At 64.4% G+C, this 15,495-nt stretch carries 15 protein-coding genes (1 of these 15 only partly in view); 2 read left to right on the forward strand and 13 right to left on the reverse strand.

Annotation, left to right across the window (positions count from 1 at the left end; genetic code table 11):
• Positions 1–25: 25 nt before the first annotated feature.
• The 3 genes from P0Y43_RS22940 to P0Y43_RS22950 form a co-directional block, all read right to left on the reverse strand.
• The gene (locus tag P0Y43_RS22940; protein WP_275639550.1) at positions 26–1,684 is read right to left on the reverse strand and encodes a Na/Pi cotransporter family protein; all 1,659 of its coding nucleotides are present in this window, start codon (positions 1,682–1,684) and stop codon (positions 26–28) included.
• A gap of 258 nt (positions 1,685–1,942) precedes the next feature.
• Positions 1,943–2,713 carry a TerC family protein gene (locus P0Y43_RS22945; protein WP_275639551.1) on the reverse strand — a complete coding sequence of 257 codons (771 nt, stop codon included), beginning with the start codon at positions 2,711–2,713 and terminating at the stop codon, positions 1,943–1,945.
• Positions 2,714–2,782: 69 nt separating this feature from the next.
• The gene (locus tag P0Y43_RS22950) at positions 2,783–4,090 is read right to left on the reverse strand and encodes a CitMHS family transporter (RefSeq protein ID WP_275639552.1); all 1,308 of its coding nucleotides are present in this window, start codon (positions 4,088–4,090) and stop codon (positions 2,783–2,785) included.
• 269 nt (positions 4,091–4,359) lie between these two features.
• On the opposite strand from P0Y43_RS22950, the gene P0Y43_RS22955 reads away from it, so the two are divergent.
• Positions 4,360–4,761, forward strand: a complete 402-nt coding sequence (locus P0Y43_RS22955; RefSeq protein ID WP_275639553.1) for a GFA family protein — start codon at positions 4,360–4,362, stop codon at positions 4,759–4,761.
• Between the two features lie 51 nt (positions 4,762–4,812).
• Here P0Y43_RS22955 and P0Y43_RS22960 read toward each other — a convergent pair whose 3' ends face one another.
• From P0Y43_RS22960 to P0Y43_RS23005, 10 genes are all read right to left on the reverse strand, one after another.
• Entirely contained in the window at positions 4,813–6,771 is a 1,959-nt protein-coding gene (locus tag P0Y43_RS22960) for a DUF4105 domain-containing protein (protein WP_275639554.1), read from the reverse strand.
• A complete protein-coding gene (locus P0Y43_RS22965) occupies positions 6,768–7,088 on the reverse strand; it encodes a DUF2388 domain-containing protein (RefSeq protein ID WP_275639555.1) in 321 nt (106 codons plus the stop codon). The genes P0Y43_RS22960 and P0Y43_RS22965 overlap by 4 nt, the downstream gene beginning before the upstream one ends.
• A gap of 37 nt (positions 7,089–7,125) precedes the next feature.
• Positions 7,126–7,419, reverse strand: coding sequence for a DUF2388 domain-containing protein (locus P0Y43_RS22970; protein WP_275639556.1), 294 nt, complete (start codon positions 7,417–7,419; stop codon positions 7,126–7,128).
• Positions 7,420–7,506: 87 nt separating this feature from the next.
• Positions 7,507–7,824, reverse strand: a complete 318-nt coding sequence (locus P0Y43_RS22975; RefSeq protein ID WP_275639557.1) for a DUF2388 domain-containing protein — start codon at positions 7,822–7,824, stop codon at positions 7,507–7,509.
• 288 nt (positions 7,825–8,112) lie between these two features.
• Complete coding sequence (locus P0Y43_RS22980; protein ID WP_275639558.1) at positions 8,113–8,325, reverse strand: DUF1127 domain-containing protein; 213 nt, start codon at positions 8,323–8,325, stop codon at positions 8,113–8,115.
• Positions 8,326–8,746: 421 nt separating this feature from the next.
• Positions 8,747–10,240, reverse strand: coding sequence for an acetyl-CoA hydrolase/transferase family protein (locus P0Y43_RS22985; RefSeq protein ID WP_275639559.1), 1,494 nt, complete (start codon positions 10,238–10,240; stop codon positions 8,747–8,749).
• Positions 10,241–10,430: 190 nt separating this feature from the next.
• Entirely contained in the window at positions 10,431–11,867 is a 1,437-nt protein-coding gene (locus P0Y43_RS22990; protein WP_275639560.1) for an NAD(P)(+) transhydrogenase (Re/Si-specific) subunit beta, read from the reverse strand.
• Positions 11,868–11,869: 2 nt separating this feature from the next.
• On the reverse strand, positions 11,870–12,184 hold the full coding sequence (locus P0Y43_RS22995; RefSeq protein ID WP_275639561.1) for an NAD(P) transhydrogenase subunit alpha: 315 nt from the start codon (positions 12,182–12,184) through the stop codon (positions 11,870–11,872).
• Between the two features lie 12 nt (positions 12,185–12,196).
• Positions 12,197–13,318, reverse strand: coding sequence for a Re/Si-specific NAD(P)(+) transhydrogenase subunit alpha (locus P0Y43_RS23000; protein WP_275639562.1), 1,122 nt, complete (start codon positions 13,316–13,318; stop codon positions 12,197–12,199).
• 438 nt (positions 13,319–13,756) lie between these two features.
• On the reverse strand, positions 13,757–14,656 hold the full coding sequence (locus P0Y43_RS23005; protein WP_275639563.1) for a LysR family transcriptional regulator: 900 nt from the start codon (positions 14,654–14,656) through the stop codon (positions 13,757–13,759).
• 159 nt (positions 14,657–14,815) lie between these two features.
• On the opposite strand from P0Y43_RS23005, the gene P0Y43_RS23010 reads away from it, so the two are divergent.
• On the forward strand, positions 14,816–15,495 hold the 5' portion of the coding sequence (locus P0Y43_RS23010; RefSeq protein ID WP_275639564.1) for an acyl-CoA dehydrogenase. 502 nt of this gene lie beyond the right edge of the window; 680 of the gene's 1,182 nt are visible here — the first part of the coding sequence; its start codon is at positions 14,816–14,818; the stop codon falls past the right edge of the window.

Below are 15,495 nucleotides of genomic sequence, written 5' to 3' on the forward strand. Positions count from 1 at the left end.
CCGGGCGGTCTTGGGTGGTGGCGCGTCAGGGCAGGCGAGCTTCGTCCGGCACGCTGTCGAGCATCAGCCCACCGGTATCGGAGCCGCCCAGTACCACATAGGCACTGCTGCAGAACAAAGAGTTCAACCGCTTCATGTCGGCGATCAGCTCCAAGTGTAGCGAACTGGTTTCGATACTCTGCACCACTTTGCGTTGCAAACGGCTGACATGGGCGTGGGCCAGGCGCCGCTCCTGGGCGCGGAAGCGGCGCTTCTCGCGCAGCAGCAGGTGGGCGCTTTGCGGGTCGGCGCTGAGAAACACCGACAGGCCCAGGCGCAGGTTGGCCAGCAATTGCTCTTGCAGGCCGGTCAGCTCCTCGAGGCCGACCTGGGAGAACTCGCGGCGTTGCGAGGTCTTCTGTTGCTGCACCTTGCGCAGCATGCGTTCGATAAGGTCGCTGGCCAGCTTGAGGTTGATCGCCAGCTCGATGATTTCGGCCCAGCGGCGGTTTTCCGGGTCGCTGAGGTCTTCGCGCGACATCTGCGCCAGGTACAGCTTGATCGCGCTGTACAGCGCCTCGGCGTCTTCGCCCAGCGCCCGTACCTGCTGCGGCAGGGCGGTCTGGGTGCCGCGCAGGGCGCCGAGCATGGCTTCGAGCAGGCTGTCGACGATATCGCCCAGGCGCAGGGTTTCGCGCGCGGCGTTGGCCAGCGCCAGGCTCGGCGTGGCGAGGGCGGAAGGGTCCAGGTGGCGTGGCTTGACCTGGCCGTTGCCGTTCTCGCGCTCTGGCAGCAGGGTGTTGCAGACCCGCCCCATGAGCTTGACCGTGGGCAGCATCACCAGGCAACGCAGGGTGTTGTAGAGCAGGTGGAAGCCGATCACCAGCTCCTGCGGGCTGAAACTCAGCGCGTCCATCCACTCCACCAGCGGGTGCAGCACCGGGATGATCAACACCAGGCCGATCAGCTTGTACAGCAGGCTGCCGAGTGCCACGCGGCGGCCTGCGGCGTTCTGCATGCTGGTGCTGATGAACGCCAGCAGGCCGCTGCCGATGTTGGCGCCGACCACCAGGCCGATGGCCACCGGCAGGCTGATCACCTCGGCACCGGCCAGGGTGGCGGTGAGCAGCACGGCCGCGAGGCTGGAGTAGGAAATCATGGCGAACAGCGCGCCGACCAAGGCGTCGAGGAGGATGTCACCGGTCAACGAGGCGAACAGCACCTTCACGCCCTGGGCGTGGGTGATCGGCGCGGCGGCCTGCACGATCAGCTCCAGGGCCAGGATGATCAAGCCCAGGCCGATGGCCACGCGGCCCATCTGGCCAAGGCGGGTCTGCTTGCGCGAGAGGAAGAAGATCACCCCGATGAACACCAGCAGCGGTGACAGCCACGAAAGGTCGAAGGTCAGCACCCGGGCCATCAGCGCGGTGCCGACGTCGGCGCCGAGCATGATCGCCAGGGCCGGGGTCATGGCCATCAGGCCCTGGCCGACGAACGAGGTGACCAGCATGGCGGTGGCGTTGCTGCTTTGCACCATGGCCGTGACGAGAATGCCGGCGACGAACGCCAGTGGCCGGCGGTTCATGTTCTGGCTGAGTACCCGGCGCAGGTTCGAGCCATACACCCGCAGGATGCCGGTGCGCACGATGTGCGTGCCCCACACCAGCAACGCCACGGCGGAGAGCAGGTTGAGCAGGGTGAGCATGGTCGAGACCCCCTTGTTGCCGTGCCCCATGCGGGGCCAATGGGTGAAGCCGTGAGCCTGGCCCGGGGGTGGGCGGTTTTCTCAGTGCTCACTGAAGCTTTAGTTGGTTTGCGCGGTTGTCGCCAGCTTGGCATGGCGGGCATTTATTTGAAACATTTCTGTCATAAATGCCAGCGTTGTTCATTCGGGCCCTATCGCGGGGCCGTCACAGACAAACGAAAAAGGCCCCGAAGGGCCCTTTCCACACGCTACCTGGTCTTACTGACCCGGAATGTCCTTGCGCAGTTTCACCGGATCGTGCTCCTTGCCTTCCTTGCGCGCCAGCGCCGTGCGCATGCGGATGTTGATCGCCTCCACCGCCAGCGAGAACGCCATGGCGAAGTACACGTAGCCCTTCGGCACATGCACGTCGAACGCCTCGGCGATCAGCACGGTGCCGACCACGATCAGGAACGACAGCGCCAGCATCTTCAGCGACGGGTGCTTGTCGATGAAATCGCTGATGGTGCCCGCGCAGAGCATCATCACCAGCACCGCGACGATGATCGCCGCCACCATCACCGGCACATGGGAGACCATGCCCACCGCGGTGATCACCGAGTCCAGCGAGAACACGATGTCGATGATGGCGATCTGGATGATGGTGTAGAAGAACTTGCCACCCGCGCCCTTCGGCTCGTCCTGGCTTTCGTCCTCGCCTTCCAGGCCGTGGTAGATCTCTTGCGAGCTTTTCCACAGCAGGAACAGGCCGCCGAAGAACAGGATCAGGTCGCGCCCGGAGATGCCCTGGCCGAACACCACGAACAGGTCGGCGGTCAGGCGCATGACCCAGGTGATCGACAGCAACAGCAGGATGCGTGTGACCATCGCCAGCGCCAGGCCGAAGATCCGCGTGCGCGGTTGCAGGTGCTTGGGCATGCGGCTGACCAGGATCGAGATCATGATGATGTTGTCGATCCCGAGCACGATCTCAAGCGCGGTGAGGGTGAAAAAGGCAACCCAGATTTCCGGGCTGGTCAGCCATTCCATGTGTATTCCTTCGAACGATAAAGGCGATGCGCCCGGGCGAAGGGCGCATCGCGGTGGGATGCTCTGCTGTTACAGACTGCTGAACAACGGGAAAATACCCATCAGCAGCGCGGCGAGCATTATGCACAGGCACACCAGCACTGCCCACTTGAGGGTGAAGCGCTGGTGATCGCCAAATTCGATACCGGCCAGGGCCACCAGCAGGTAGGTGGAGGGTACCAGCGGGCTGAGCAGGTGTACCGGCTGCCCGACGATCGACGCACGGGCCATTTCCACCGGGCTGATGCCGTAGTGGCTAGCGGCTTCCGACAGCACCGGCAGCACGCCGTAGTAGAAAGCGTCGTTGGACATGAAGAAGGTGAACGGCATGCTGACGATCGCAGTGATGACCGCCAGGTACGGGCCGAGCGCCTCCGGGATCACCGCCAGCAGGCTCTTGGACATCGCCTCGACCATGCCGGTGCCCGACAGGATGCCGGTGAAGATGCCCGCGGCGAAGATCAGCCCGGTCACCGCCAGCACGCTGCCGGCGTGGGCGGCGATGCGGTCCTTCTGCTGTTGCAGGCAGGGGTAGTTGATGATCATGGCGATGCTGAAGGCGATCATGAACAGCACCGGCAGCGGCAGCGCACCGGCGATCAGCGCGGCCATCAGCGCGGCGGTCAGTGCGCCGTTGAACCAGATCAGCTTCGGCCGGCGCGCTTCGGGGAACTGCGACACGCTGATTTCACTGTGGTCGATGTCGTCGGTGGGCAGGTGCAGTTCGCCCAGGCGGGCACGTTCACGCTTGCCGTACACATAGGCGATGGCGAGGATCGCCAGCACGCCGAAGGCCATGGCCGGGATCATCGGCACGAAGATGTCCGACGGGTCCACGTGCAAAGCGCTGGCGGCGCGGGCGGTGGGGCCGCCCCAGGGGGTCATGTTCATCACGCCGCCGGCGAGGATGATCAGGCCGGCCATGATCCGCGGGCTCATGCCCAGGCGGCTGTACAGCGGCAGCATGGCGGCGCAGCAGATCATGTAGGTGGTGGCGCCGTCACCGTCGAGCGAGACCACCAGGGCCAGCACCGCGGTGCCGACCGACACCTTCAGCGGGTCGCCCTTGACCAGCTTGAGGATCTTGCGCACGGCCGGGTCGAACAGGCCGGAGTCGATCATCAGGGCGAAGTAGAGAATGGCGAACATCAGCATCACGCCGGTGGGCGCGAGCTTGCTGATGCCTTCGAGCATCATCGGGCCGATCTTGCTGTAGAAGCCCCCGAACAGGGCGAACAGGATCGGCACCAGAATCAGGGCGATCAAGGCCGAAAGGCGCTTGGTCATGATCAGGTACATGAACGAGATGACCATGGCAAAGCCAAGGAAAGTCAGCATGGCGGTACTCCAGGCGTGGCGCGGCGAAAGGACGGACGATTCGGGGCGGGTCAGCGCGTCAGGCGCTGCGCGTGGGGTAGCCGGAGGGGGACTGCGGGAAGGCGGGCACAGGAAAACATCGGTATCACCATTGTTGTTGTTGATTGGGCCGGGCGCGGAAGATTCCGCGTGCCCTGGCTGACCGGTCTGCTGCCGGTAGTGACGCTATCCTAGGTGGGCAAGCTTTCAGCCAGCTTTCGCCTCGATGAAGGCGACGGGAGGTAGCTCCGATGCTTGAGGTCCATGAAGGGGGGTGTCATTGCGGTGCACTGCGCTATCGCCTGGAGGGTGGGCTGGCGGATGTCGCCCATTGTCACTGCACGATATGCCGGCGGGTCAGTGGCGGTGTGGTGGTGACCTGGGTCACCCTGCCCCGCGAGGGTTTCCGCTGGTTGGCGGGCACGCCGCAGTGCTACGTGGCGCCGGCCAGTTGCAGCCGGTATTTCTGCGGACGCTGTGGGGCGCATGTGGCGCTGAGCACGTTGCACAGCCCGGACAGCATCGACGTGACGGTGGCGACGCTGGACCACCCGGAGCAGGTGCGGCCCAACCGGCATATCTGGGTGGGCAGCCGGTTGCCATGGCTGCACCTGGATGAAGATCTGCCTGGGGAGTTAGGGGAGCGTCTGTGATGCCCCTATCCTTGAGCGGGCTTGCCCCGCGATAGGGCTGGCACAGCCCCATCAGGGCAACTGCAACCCCCCGGCCGCCTTGTGCAACGCCCGCAGATGCTCGCCGATCTGCTTGACGTTCGCTTCGACCGCCGCAATCTCCTTGGCCCGCTTCGGCTCCAACAGCGCCCGCACTTCCTTGTCCAGGTCGGTGCTCAAGCGCAGCAACTGCGCCTGGCGCTCCTGGCTGACCTTCTCCAGGTGCACCCGCTCCTGCGGCTGCGGTAGCCCGTAGCCCTGGGCGTCGAGCAACTCCGCCGGCCGGCTGAGGAAGCCGCTGTTGGCGAGCATCTGCTGCAACGTCTCGTTGGCCTTGTCGACCGTGCCGTCCTTCAACGCCGTGGCATTCAGGTAGCGTTGCTTGACCTCGTCCTGGGCCAGCAGCAACTGGCGGCGCAGGCTGGCTTGCTCCAGCAGCAGCAAGGCGGCGCTGGTGCGCAGGTCGGCCTGGGGGAACCACGGACGGCGCTGCTCGGCGTCCAGGGCCAGCCAGTCCTCCACGGCGTTCTGCTTGATCGGCAGCTGCTTTTTCAGCACGTCGAACATCGCTTGGTAGCGGTCGCGGTAGGAGTCGAAGCGGTAGCCCAGGCGCAGGGCCTCGCGTGGGTCGTCGAGCACGCTGGTGTCGGCCAGGCCGCGACCCTTGAGCACTTCCAGCAAGCCGTTGGGCATGATGCTGTCCAGGTCGGCCAGACGCTGGTCAGCAGTGCCGCTGCGCATCAGCTTGAGGGTTTCCACCGCGCAGTTGTTGGACAGGAAGTAGTAGTTGCCGTCGTAGCTCCAGTGCATCTCGGCGGCCTGGCGCACCAAGTCCTCGATCTGTGCGCGGTCGAGCTTGAGCGGGATCGAGGCCAGGCTGCGCAGTTCGGTCTTGGTGTACTCGTCGATCACCTGGCCCAGCGGCAGTACGAACAGCCGCGACGGGTAGGCGCCGGTCAGCCCGTCCCAGCTGGACAGTTGCACGTCGTTGACGAAGGCGCGGTACGACAGCACCAGGTGCTGGTCGAGGTCCAGGCGGCAATCCGGGCCGCGTGGCCGGCCTGGGGCGCAGATCACCAGGCGCAGCATGCTGTGGCCCCAGCGGCTGACCCAGTTCTGGTTGGCCTCGGCCAGCAGGTAGTCCACCGCGTAGACCCGCTCCGGGTCGATCTCGCCCAGCGGTTGGCGGGCGAAGTCGTTGCCGGCGTTGAGGAACGGCAGGCCCTTGGCGCAGGCCTCCTGCTGCGGCGCCCAGCCGAAGTGCTCGCGCAGGTACTGGCTCAGCGCCGGTCGGCGGCAGGCGTAGCTGGGGTCGAGGAGAAAGTACTCCATGTTGACCGCGATGAATTCCTTGGGGCTGCTCAGCTCGTAGCTGTCAGGGCTGCGCACCAGTTGGCCGTTGCGTTGCTCGCGCTCGCCACGGCGGCCGACGTACTGCGGCCAGCCGGCCAGGTCGAGCAGGCGCGGGTCGTCGCTCAGGGTGAAACGGCGTTCGGTCTGGCCGCGGCACTGTGCCGGCAGGCCGACGTTGCCCAGGCTGCTGTCCTGGCGCTTGCAGCGGGCGATCAGCTGGCGCTCGGCGCCGGGCCACAGGCGGGCGCGGTCATAGATGTGGGTCAGTTCGTGCAGCACGGTGGCCAGCAACTCGTTGCGTACGGTGCCGTGGGGGCGCTGGGTCTGCTCGCGGGCGGCGCTACCGTCGACCAGGCCGGGCAGCAGGCGCCGGTTGAGCTCCAGGGTGGAGACCGGCGAGGCCTGGCCGTAGGCGTCGGCGGGCATGGCGTCGGTCCAGCTAACCTGCACGCGGCGGTCCAGGCGGGTTTTGAAGGCAGGAGGGAGTTTGGCCAGCGCCTCGTCGAGCAGCGCCTGGGTGGCCTGCTGCTGTTGCGGGTCAAGGCCGGCCGCCTGCAGTTCGAGCCGCAGGTCGGCCAGGGCGGGCGTGCCGAGTAGCGTCAGAGCGCAGCCGAGCAGCCAGGCACGCGCGCGCTTCACAGCGACAGGATGGCTTCGGCCAGCACCTGGTCGCTGGCATCGCGCGCCTCGGGCACGCGCTGGCGGATCGTGTCGAACGCGGCTTGCAGCTGGGCGCCGCGGATGTCGCCACGGCTGGCGACGAAGCTGGCGGCGTCGTCGCGGGCTTCCCGCACGACTTTGGAATCGCGGATGGAGGTGGTGGTGTCGGATGTGAAGTCGATCGAACGGCCGAAGGCGCGAACGATGATATTGCTGGTGGCCACCAGTGTCTGCGCGTGGGCCAGGTCGGCCAGCAGCAACATGCCGAGGGTAGCGGCGATCAGCGGTTTACGCATGGAGCATCTCCGAAGGGTGCAGGGAGTCGGGGTGTGATCATTGGACGAGAATTGCCTCTGCCAGTTCAAGGTCGCCGACTGATTGCCCGGGGCTGGCTTGGCGCAACGACAGCAGCGCCGCTTGCAGGCGCGCGCCGCGGATCTGGCCATCGCTGGCGATGAACGCAGCGGCATCGTCACGGGCTTGCACGATCAGCTTGCGGTCGAACGGCGCGACGGTCACCTGGCTGGTGACGTAGCCGCTGATGACCAGGCCTTGGGTGGTCGCGTCCATGGCATGGGCGTTTCCCGCAGCGGCTGCAACGAAGAAGAGTGGCAACAGATAACGCATGGGCTTTCGGTAGGTGACGTCTGGAGGGCGAAGGCTACTGCGGATGGGCTGGCCGAGGCCAGCTCATCTGTGCAGGGCGGGCGTGGTTCAAAGTGCCAGGATGGCCTGTGCCAGTTGCGCGTCGCTGGCCTGCAGGCTCGGGGCCTGCTGGCGGATGTGGATGAGCGCGCTTTCCAGCTTGGCGCCGCGAATCGCCCCCTGGCTGCCGACGAAGCTGGCGGCATCGTCCCGGGCGGCCTGGACGATCTTGTCGTCACGGAGCGAGGAGGACACGTCGGAGGTGGCGTCGGTGGAGGCGGCGACCGCGCCGACGACCGCATCGGTGGTGACGACGAAGCTGGTGGCGTGGGCGGTGCCGGCCAGGGCCAGCAGCATGGCGGCGCCAAACAGGTATTTACGGGACATGGTCGGGGGACTCCTGCGGGGGTGATTCTGGTTGTTCGGGCGCCCTTGCACGGTACGCCGGGGTTCTTTTTACAGGTTGTTGGATCAAGCGTATCACGCGGGTGTGTTTCCGCATGTGAAGGACGCCGGTCAGTATGAACTGTTATGGTCTTTAATTGAAAATACAAAACTGTACATGTTCATTCAGCAACGCCTCTACCGCGCGGCTTTGAAACAAAAAACCCATCGCAGTTCCCTGCGACGGGTTTTGAGAATTCGCGGTGCCGGCCGAAGCCGGCGAACCGGAGCTTAGCGCCAGAAAGGCTTGCTCAGCTCTTGGTAGCGCTGGGACTCGCTGATACCGGCGTCAGCCAGCAGGCGGCCATCCAGGCGAGCCAGTTGACGGCGGCTGGCGATGCGACGCTGCCACAGCAGCAGGGTCGACAGCGCGCGCAGCGGCAGCGAGGCGTTGGATTGGACGTTGCTTTCGAAAACCAGACCGGAACTGAGGGTACGTTCCATGATGTGTCATCCTTCCGCTTGTGGCGGGATTAGGTAGTGATTTAACTGATGCCAATGATCCTCCTCTGTCGTCCATAACAGTAGATACAGTTCAACAGTAATGCGATGGGCCAGTTAACTGTTTAAAGGGACTGTTGCACCTGAAATTGGCGTAACTGTACTGGTCTGCACTTGTATGGTGCGTTTTTGTCTGAATGGCGAGGATTCTACGAAGTCAGGCGGGGTTTTTAGCGGTACAGTAGAACAGTTTATGAGGTGTATGGGTGTGAAGTGTTTGGGTTAACGCCGATACAGTGTTGACACCAGCGCGGGGCAAGCCCGCTCCCACAGCGATCGGGCTGGTTTAGCAGCGAGCGTTGAGCCTGTAGGAGTGGGCTTGCCCCGCGATAGGACCAGGACAGTCACTACAAAACCAGAATCCTTACCCCACCAGCATGCGCCCGGTCTCTTCCAGGTTCTCATGCCAGCTCAGTGCTTCGCGCAGGATATGCGGGGTATGCCCGCCCCGCTGGCAGGCGCGCTCGAAGTAGTCGCTCAGCGCCGCGCGGTAATCCGGGTGCACGCAGTTGTCGATGATCACCCGCGCCCGCTCGCGTGGCGCCAGGCCACGCAGGTCGGCCAGGCCTTGCTCGGTGACGAGGATGTCCACGTCATGCTCGGTATGGTCGACGTGGCTGACCATCGGCACCACGCTGGAAATCGCACCACCCTTGGCGATCGACTTGGTGACGAACACCGCCAGGTGGGCGTTGCGGGCGAAGTCGCCGGAGCCACCGATGCCGTTCATCATCCGGGTGCCACACACGTGGGTGGAGTTGACGTTGCCATAAAGGTCGAACTCCAACGCCGTGTTGATACCGATGATCCCCAGGCGCCGCACCACTTCCGGGTGGTTGGAGATTTCCTGCGGGCGCAGCACCAGCTTGTCCTTGTAGCGCTCCAGGTTGCCGAACACCTCGGCGTTGCGACGCGCCGACAGGGTGATCGAGCTGCCCGAAGCGAAGCTCAGCTTGCCGGCGTCCATGAGGTCGAAGGCCGAGTCCTGCAGCACTTCGGAGTACATGGCCAGGTCCTCGAACGGCGAATCGATCAGGCCGCTCAGCACCGCGTTGGCGATGGTGCCGACACCGGCCTGCAGCGGGCCGAGCTTGTTGGTCATGCGCCCGGCAGCCACTTCGCTTCTGAAGAAGTTGATCAGGTGGTGGGCAATGGCCTGCGTTTCCTCGTCGGCGGGCAGTACGGTGGACGGCGAGTCCGGCTGGTCGCTGATGACGATGCCGACGATCTTCGCGGGGTCGATCGGGATCGCCGTGCTGCCGATGCGGTCATCGACCTTCACCAGCGGGATCGGCGTGCGGGTCGGGCGGTAGGTGGGGATATAGATGTCGTGCAGGCCTTCGAGGTTGGCGTTGTGCGACAGGTTGATCTCGACGATGACCTGCTTGGCGAAGATCGCGAAGCTGGCCGAGTTGCCCACCGAGGTGGTCGGCACGATGTGGCCTTGTTCGGTGATCGCCACCGCTTCGATTACCGCGATGTCCGGCAGCTTCAACTGCTGGTTGCGCAACTGCTCGACGGTTTCCGACAGGTGCTGGTCGATGAACATCACCTGGCCGTCGTTGATCGCCTTGCGCAGGGTGCTGTCGACCTGGAACGGCATGCGCCGCGCCAGCACGCCAGCCTCGGTGAGCTGCTTGTCCAGGTCGTTGCCCAGGCTCGCGCCGGTCATCAGGCTGATCTTCAGCGGCGACTGCTTGGCGCGTTCGGCCAGCGCGTGTGGCACGGCCTTGGCTTCGCCGGCGCGGGTGAAGCCGCTCATGCCGACGGTCATGCCGTCCTCGATCAGGCCAGCGGCGTCAGCCGCACTCATTACCTTGCTGTGCAGGGAGGACAAGCGGATACGATCACGGTACATGGAGTGTTATCTCGGGCTACAGAAGCGACTGGATGCGCAGTCTAGTGTTTTCGCTTCTGCGCCGTCCCGCGACCATGGTCGTAGGCGGAGCCCGGAAATAGAGCCGTTGATCTGGATCAGCAAAACGAGAAAGCCCCGGGAAAATCCTCCCAGGGCCTTCTTTATATCGCGGTGCTGGCTAGGAAAACGCCTACTCCACCGCCTTGACCATATCCTCGATGACCTTCTTGGCGTCACCGAACACCATCATGGTCTTGTCCAGGTAGAACAGTTCGTTATCCAGCCCCGCATAGCCGCTGGCCATGGAGCGCTTGTTGACGATGATGGTCTTGGCCTTGAACGCTTCCAGGATCGGCATCCCGGCGATCGGCGACTTGGGGTCGTTCTTCGCCGCCGGGTTGACCACGTCGTTGGCGCCCAGCACCAGCACCACGTCGGCCTGGCCGAACTCGGCGTTGATGTCTTCCATCTCGAACACTTGGTCGTAGGGCACCTCGGCCTCGGCCAGCAGCACGTTCATATGCCCCGGCATGCGCCCCGCCACCGGGTGGATGGCGTATTTCACGGTCACGCCGTTGTGCACCAGCTTCTCGGTCAGTTCCTTCAGCGCATGCTGCGCGCGGGCCACCGCCAGGCCGTAACCGGGCACGATGATCACGCTGTCGGCGTTGCTCAGCAGGAAGGTCGCGTCATCGGCCGAGCCGGATTTCACCGGGCGCTGCTCCTTGCTGCCCGTCGCGGCACCGGTATCGGCCTCGCCACCGAAGCCGCCGAGGATCACGTTGAAGAACGAGCGGTTCATCGCCTTGCACATGATGTACGAGAGGATCGCACCGCTCGAACCCACCAAGGAGCCGGCGATGATCAGCATCGAGTTGTTCAGCGAGAAACCGATGCCCGCCGCCGCCCAGCCCGAATAGCTGTTGAGCATTGACACCACCACCGGCATGTCGGCGCCGCCGATGGGGATGATGATCAGCACGCCCATGACGAAGGCCAGTGCCAGCATCAGGGTGAAGGCGCTGTAGTGGCCGGTGAAGGTGAACAGCAGGCCCAGGGCGATGGTGGTCAGGCCCAGGATCAGGTTCAGCTTGTGTTGACCGGCGAATTGTACCGGTGCGCCCTGGAACAGGCGGAACTTGTACTTGCCCGACAGCTTGCCGAAGGCGATGACCGAACCGGAGAAGGTGATGGCGCCGATGGCCGCGCCGAGGAACAGCTCCAGGCGGTTGCCGGTGGGGATCGGGTCGCTGATGCTGGCGACGATGCCCAGCGACTGCGGTTCGAGCACCGCAGCGATGGCGATGAACACCGCCGCCAGGCCGATCATGCTGTGCATGAAGGCGACCAGCTCGGGCATCTTGGTCATTTCCACGCGCTTGGCCATGATCGAGCCGGCGGTGCCGCCGACCAGCAGGCCGAGGATCACGTAGCCGATGCCGGCGGTCGCAAGCTCCGCGCCCAGCTTATAGATGAGGCCAACGGTGGTGAGCATGGCGATGGCCATGCCGACCATGCCGAACACGTTGCCCCGGCGCGAAGTGGTCGGGTGCGACAGCCCCTTGAGCGCCTGGATGAAGCAGACCGAGGCGACCAGGTAAAGAAGGGTTACCAGATTCATGCTCATGCTTACTTCTGCGCCTCGTTCTTGTTTTTCTTCTTGAACATCTCAAGCATGCGGCGGGTGACCAGGAAGCCCCCGAACACATTGACCGCCGCCAGGGCCACGGCCAGGGTGCCCATCAGCTTGCCTGCCGGGGTCACGGTGAGCGCGGCGGCCAGCATGGCGCCAACGATGACGATCGCCGAGATGGCATTGGTGACCGCCATCAGCGGCGTGTGCAGCGCCGGGGTGACGTTCCACACCACGTGGTAGCCGACGTAGATGGCCAGCACGAAGATGATCAGGTTGTAGATCCCGTGGGAAATCAGCAGGTCTTCCATTGTTCGTGCTCCTCAGCCGTTCTTGCGCACGACCTGGCCGTCGCGGCACATCAGGCACGCGGCGACGATGTCGTCTTCGAGGTTGATCACCAGCGCGCCGTCCTTGTCGAACAGCAGCTTCATGAAGTCCAGCAGGTTGCGGGCATACAGTGCCGAGGCATCCGCGCCGACCTGAGCCGGCAGGTTGGTGGGGCCCACGAGGGTCACGCCGTTGTGCGTGACCACCTGATCGGCGACCGTCAGCGGGCAGTTGCCGCCCTGCGCCGCGGCGAGGTCGATCACCACCGAACCGGGTTTCATCTGCGCGACGGTCTCGGCGCTGAGCAGCGTGGGGGCCTTGCGCCCGGGGATCAGCGCGGTGGTGATGACGATGTCGGCCTGTTTGGCGCGCTCGTGCACCGCCTGCGCCTGGCGTTGCATCCAGCTGGCCGGCATCGGGCGGGCGTAGCCGCCGACGCCCTCGGCGCACTCGCGCTCCTCGTCGGTTTCATAGGGCACGTCGATGAACTTGGCGCCGAGCGACTCGATCTGCTCCTTCACCGCTGGGCGCACGTCCGAGGCCTCGATCACCGCGCCCAGGCGCTTGGCCGTGGCGATGGCTTGCAGCCCGGCGACACCGGCGCCGAGGATCAGCACACGGGCAGCCTTCACCGTGCCTGCGGCGGTCATCAGCATGGGCATGAAGCGTGGGTAGTGATGGGCGGCCAGCAGCACGGCCTTATAGCCGGCGATGTTGGCCTGGGACGACAGCACGTCGAGGCTTTGGGCGCGCGAGGTGCGCGGCGCGGCTTCGAGGGCGAAGGCGGTGATGCCGCGCTCGGCCATCTTGGCGATCATTTCGTTGTTGAACGGGTTGAGCATGCCTACCAGGACGCTACCGGGGTTGATCCGAGCGAGTTCCTGGTCGTTGGGCGCGACCACCTTGAGCACCAGTTGGGCGCCCAGGGCATCGCCCGCGTCGCCAAGCGATGCACCCACGGCTTCATAGGCGCTGTCTGGAATGCTGGCCTTGACCCCGGCCCCGCGCTCCACGATGACCTGATGACCCTGGCCCACCAGCTTCTTGATGGTTTCCGGCGTTGCCGCAACCCTTGTTTCGCCCGCCTGCGTCTCGAGAGGAACACCAATATGCACGACTTTTCTCCTGCGGTGACCTTTTGTCTTTGTTGAAACCAGCGCACTTCGGGTGGTGCGGCTGGAGCGGCCGTTCAGCATGAACCCGCCCGTTACGGGGTGGGCGAGGCATTTTGCAGAGGAACCCAGGGTGCATCAACCAGTTCTGAAGTGAAACTAAGTTAAAACTACAAGTCACCCTGTGACCACTTGTCGCAAGCATCCGCTGCGAAGCCGTCAAGCACGCGCTATTGGGAGCTTAGGAGAAAAAATCAAAAATTTTTCGCTGTTTTCGCTGAAGACATTGGTGAATGTCGCAAAATAAGGCGTAAGCCCGCGTAGTTATTAGGGTTTATACGGTTTGTAGGGGTAATGGAGCAGATTACGGATTTGCGACAAATCCTTTCATCTGTAGTCGTTAGAAATAATTAACTACGGGGTCAGCTTCGCCGCCCTGCCCTATGCCCTGGCAGCGTAGTCCCGGGCCTGGGCCACCAACCAGTCGCGGAAGGCGCGCAGCGAGGCGGACTCCACCTTGCGCTCGGGGATCATCAGATAGTAGGCCTTGTCGCTGGTTAGCGCATGCCTGTTGGCGACAACCAGTCTGCCCTCCTCCAGCTCGCGCTGGATGAGGAATGGCGGAATCAGCGCCACTCCCATCTCGTGCATGGCGGCTTGGGCAAGCATGGAGAACAGTTCATAGCGCGGGCCGCCCATGTCGTGGGCAACGCTCATGCCCAGGCTGTTGAACCACTGCCGCCAGGCGTAGGGCCGGGTGGTCTGCTGCAGCAGCGGCAGCTCGGCGATGCGTCGCGCCTCCAGCGCGCCCTCCCCGGTCAATAACGCTGGGCTGCACACCGGCACGGGGTTCTCGCCCATCAGCCGGTGCGACTGGGTCCCGGACCAGTCGGCGTCGCCAAAGTAGATGGCCGCGTCGAAGGCGGTGTCGGCAAACAGGAACGGGCGCGTGCGGTTGGTCAGGTTGACGGTGACCTCCGGGTGGCGCTGCTGGAAATCCTTCAGACGCGGCAGCAGCCACTGGGTGCCGAAGGTCGGCACCACGGCCAGCTCGATTACGTTGGCGCCCTGCTGGCGCATCACCGACAAGGTGTCGCGCTCCACCGCATCCAGTTGCGCGGCCACTTGGCGGCTGTAGGACAGTCCCGCCTCGGTGAGCTTCACGCCCCGGCGCGAGCGGCGGAACAGCTCGACGTTGAGAAAGGCCTCGAGCCCACCGATCTGCCGACAGACGGCACCCTGGGTCAGCGCCAGTTCCTGCGCGGCCTTGGTAAAGCTCTCGTGGCGTGCGGCGGCCTCGAAGCAGACCAAGGCGGTGGTGCTGGGGATCTTGCGCCGCATGTACGTCAACCTCACTCATCAGTAGCTGAAAAGCCGTTTTGGTGAATCTCGAAGTGAGAAAATAGCACTTATACGTGCGCAATCCTCGTTTGTCCGCTGAGCGGATCGGGCCTAGGATCAATACACGAGTACCACTCACTCATTTCGAGGATTCCGCGCATGGCCGGTAAAGCAAGCTTCAACTGGATCGACCCGCTGCTGCTCGACCAGCAGCTCACTGAAGAAGAGCGCATGGTGCGAGACAGCGCTTATCAGTTCGCCCAGGACAAGTTGGCCCCGCGCGTGATCGAGGCCTTCCGCCACGAGCAGACGGACCCTGCGATTTTCCGCGAGATGGGCGAAGTCGGCTTGCTCGGCGCGACCATCCCGGCCGAGTACGGCGGCAGCGGCCTGAACTACGTGTGCTACGGCCTGATCGCCCGCGAGGTGGAGCGCATCGACTCCGGCTACCGCTCGATGATGAGCGTGCAGTCGTCGCTGGTGATGGTGCCGATCAATGAGTTCGGCAGCGAGGCGCAGAAGCAGAAGTACCTCCCCAAGCTCGCCAGCGGCGAATGGATTGGCTGCTTCGGCCTGACCGAGCCGAACCACGGTTCCGACCCGGGCGCGATGATCACCCGCGCACGCAAGGTCGACGGCGGCTACCGCCTGACTGGCAGCAAGATGTGGATCACCAACAGCCCGATCGCCGACGTGTTCGTGGTCTGGGCCAAGGACGATGCCGGCGACATCCGTGGCTTCATCCTCGAGAAAGGCTGGGAAGGTCTGAGCGCACCGGCGATCCACGGCAAGGTCGGCCTGCGGGCGTCGATCACCGGCGAGATCGTGATGGACAGCGT

The sequence above is a fragment of the Pseudomonas entomophila genome, assembly GCF_029193575.1.
Taxonomy (GTDB): Bacteria; Pseudomonadota; Gammaproteobacteria; order Pseudomonadales; family Pseudomonadaceae; genus Aquipseudomonas; species Aquipseudomonas entomophila_G.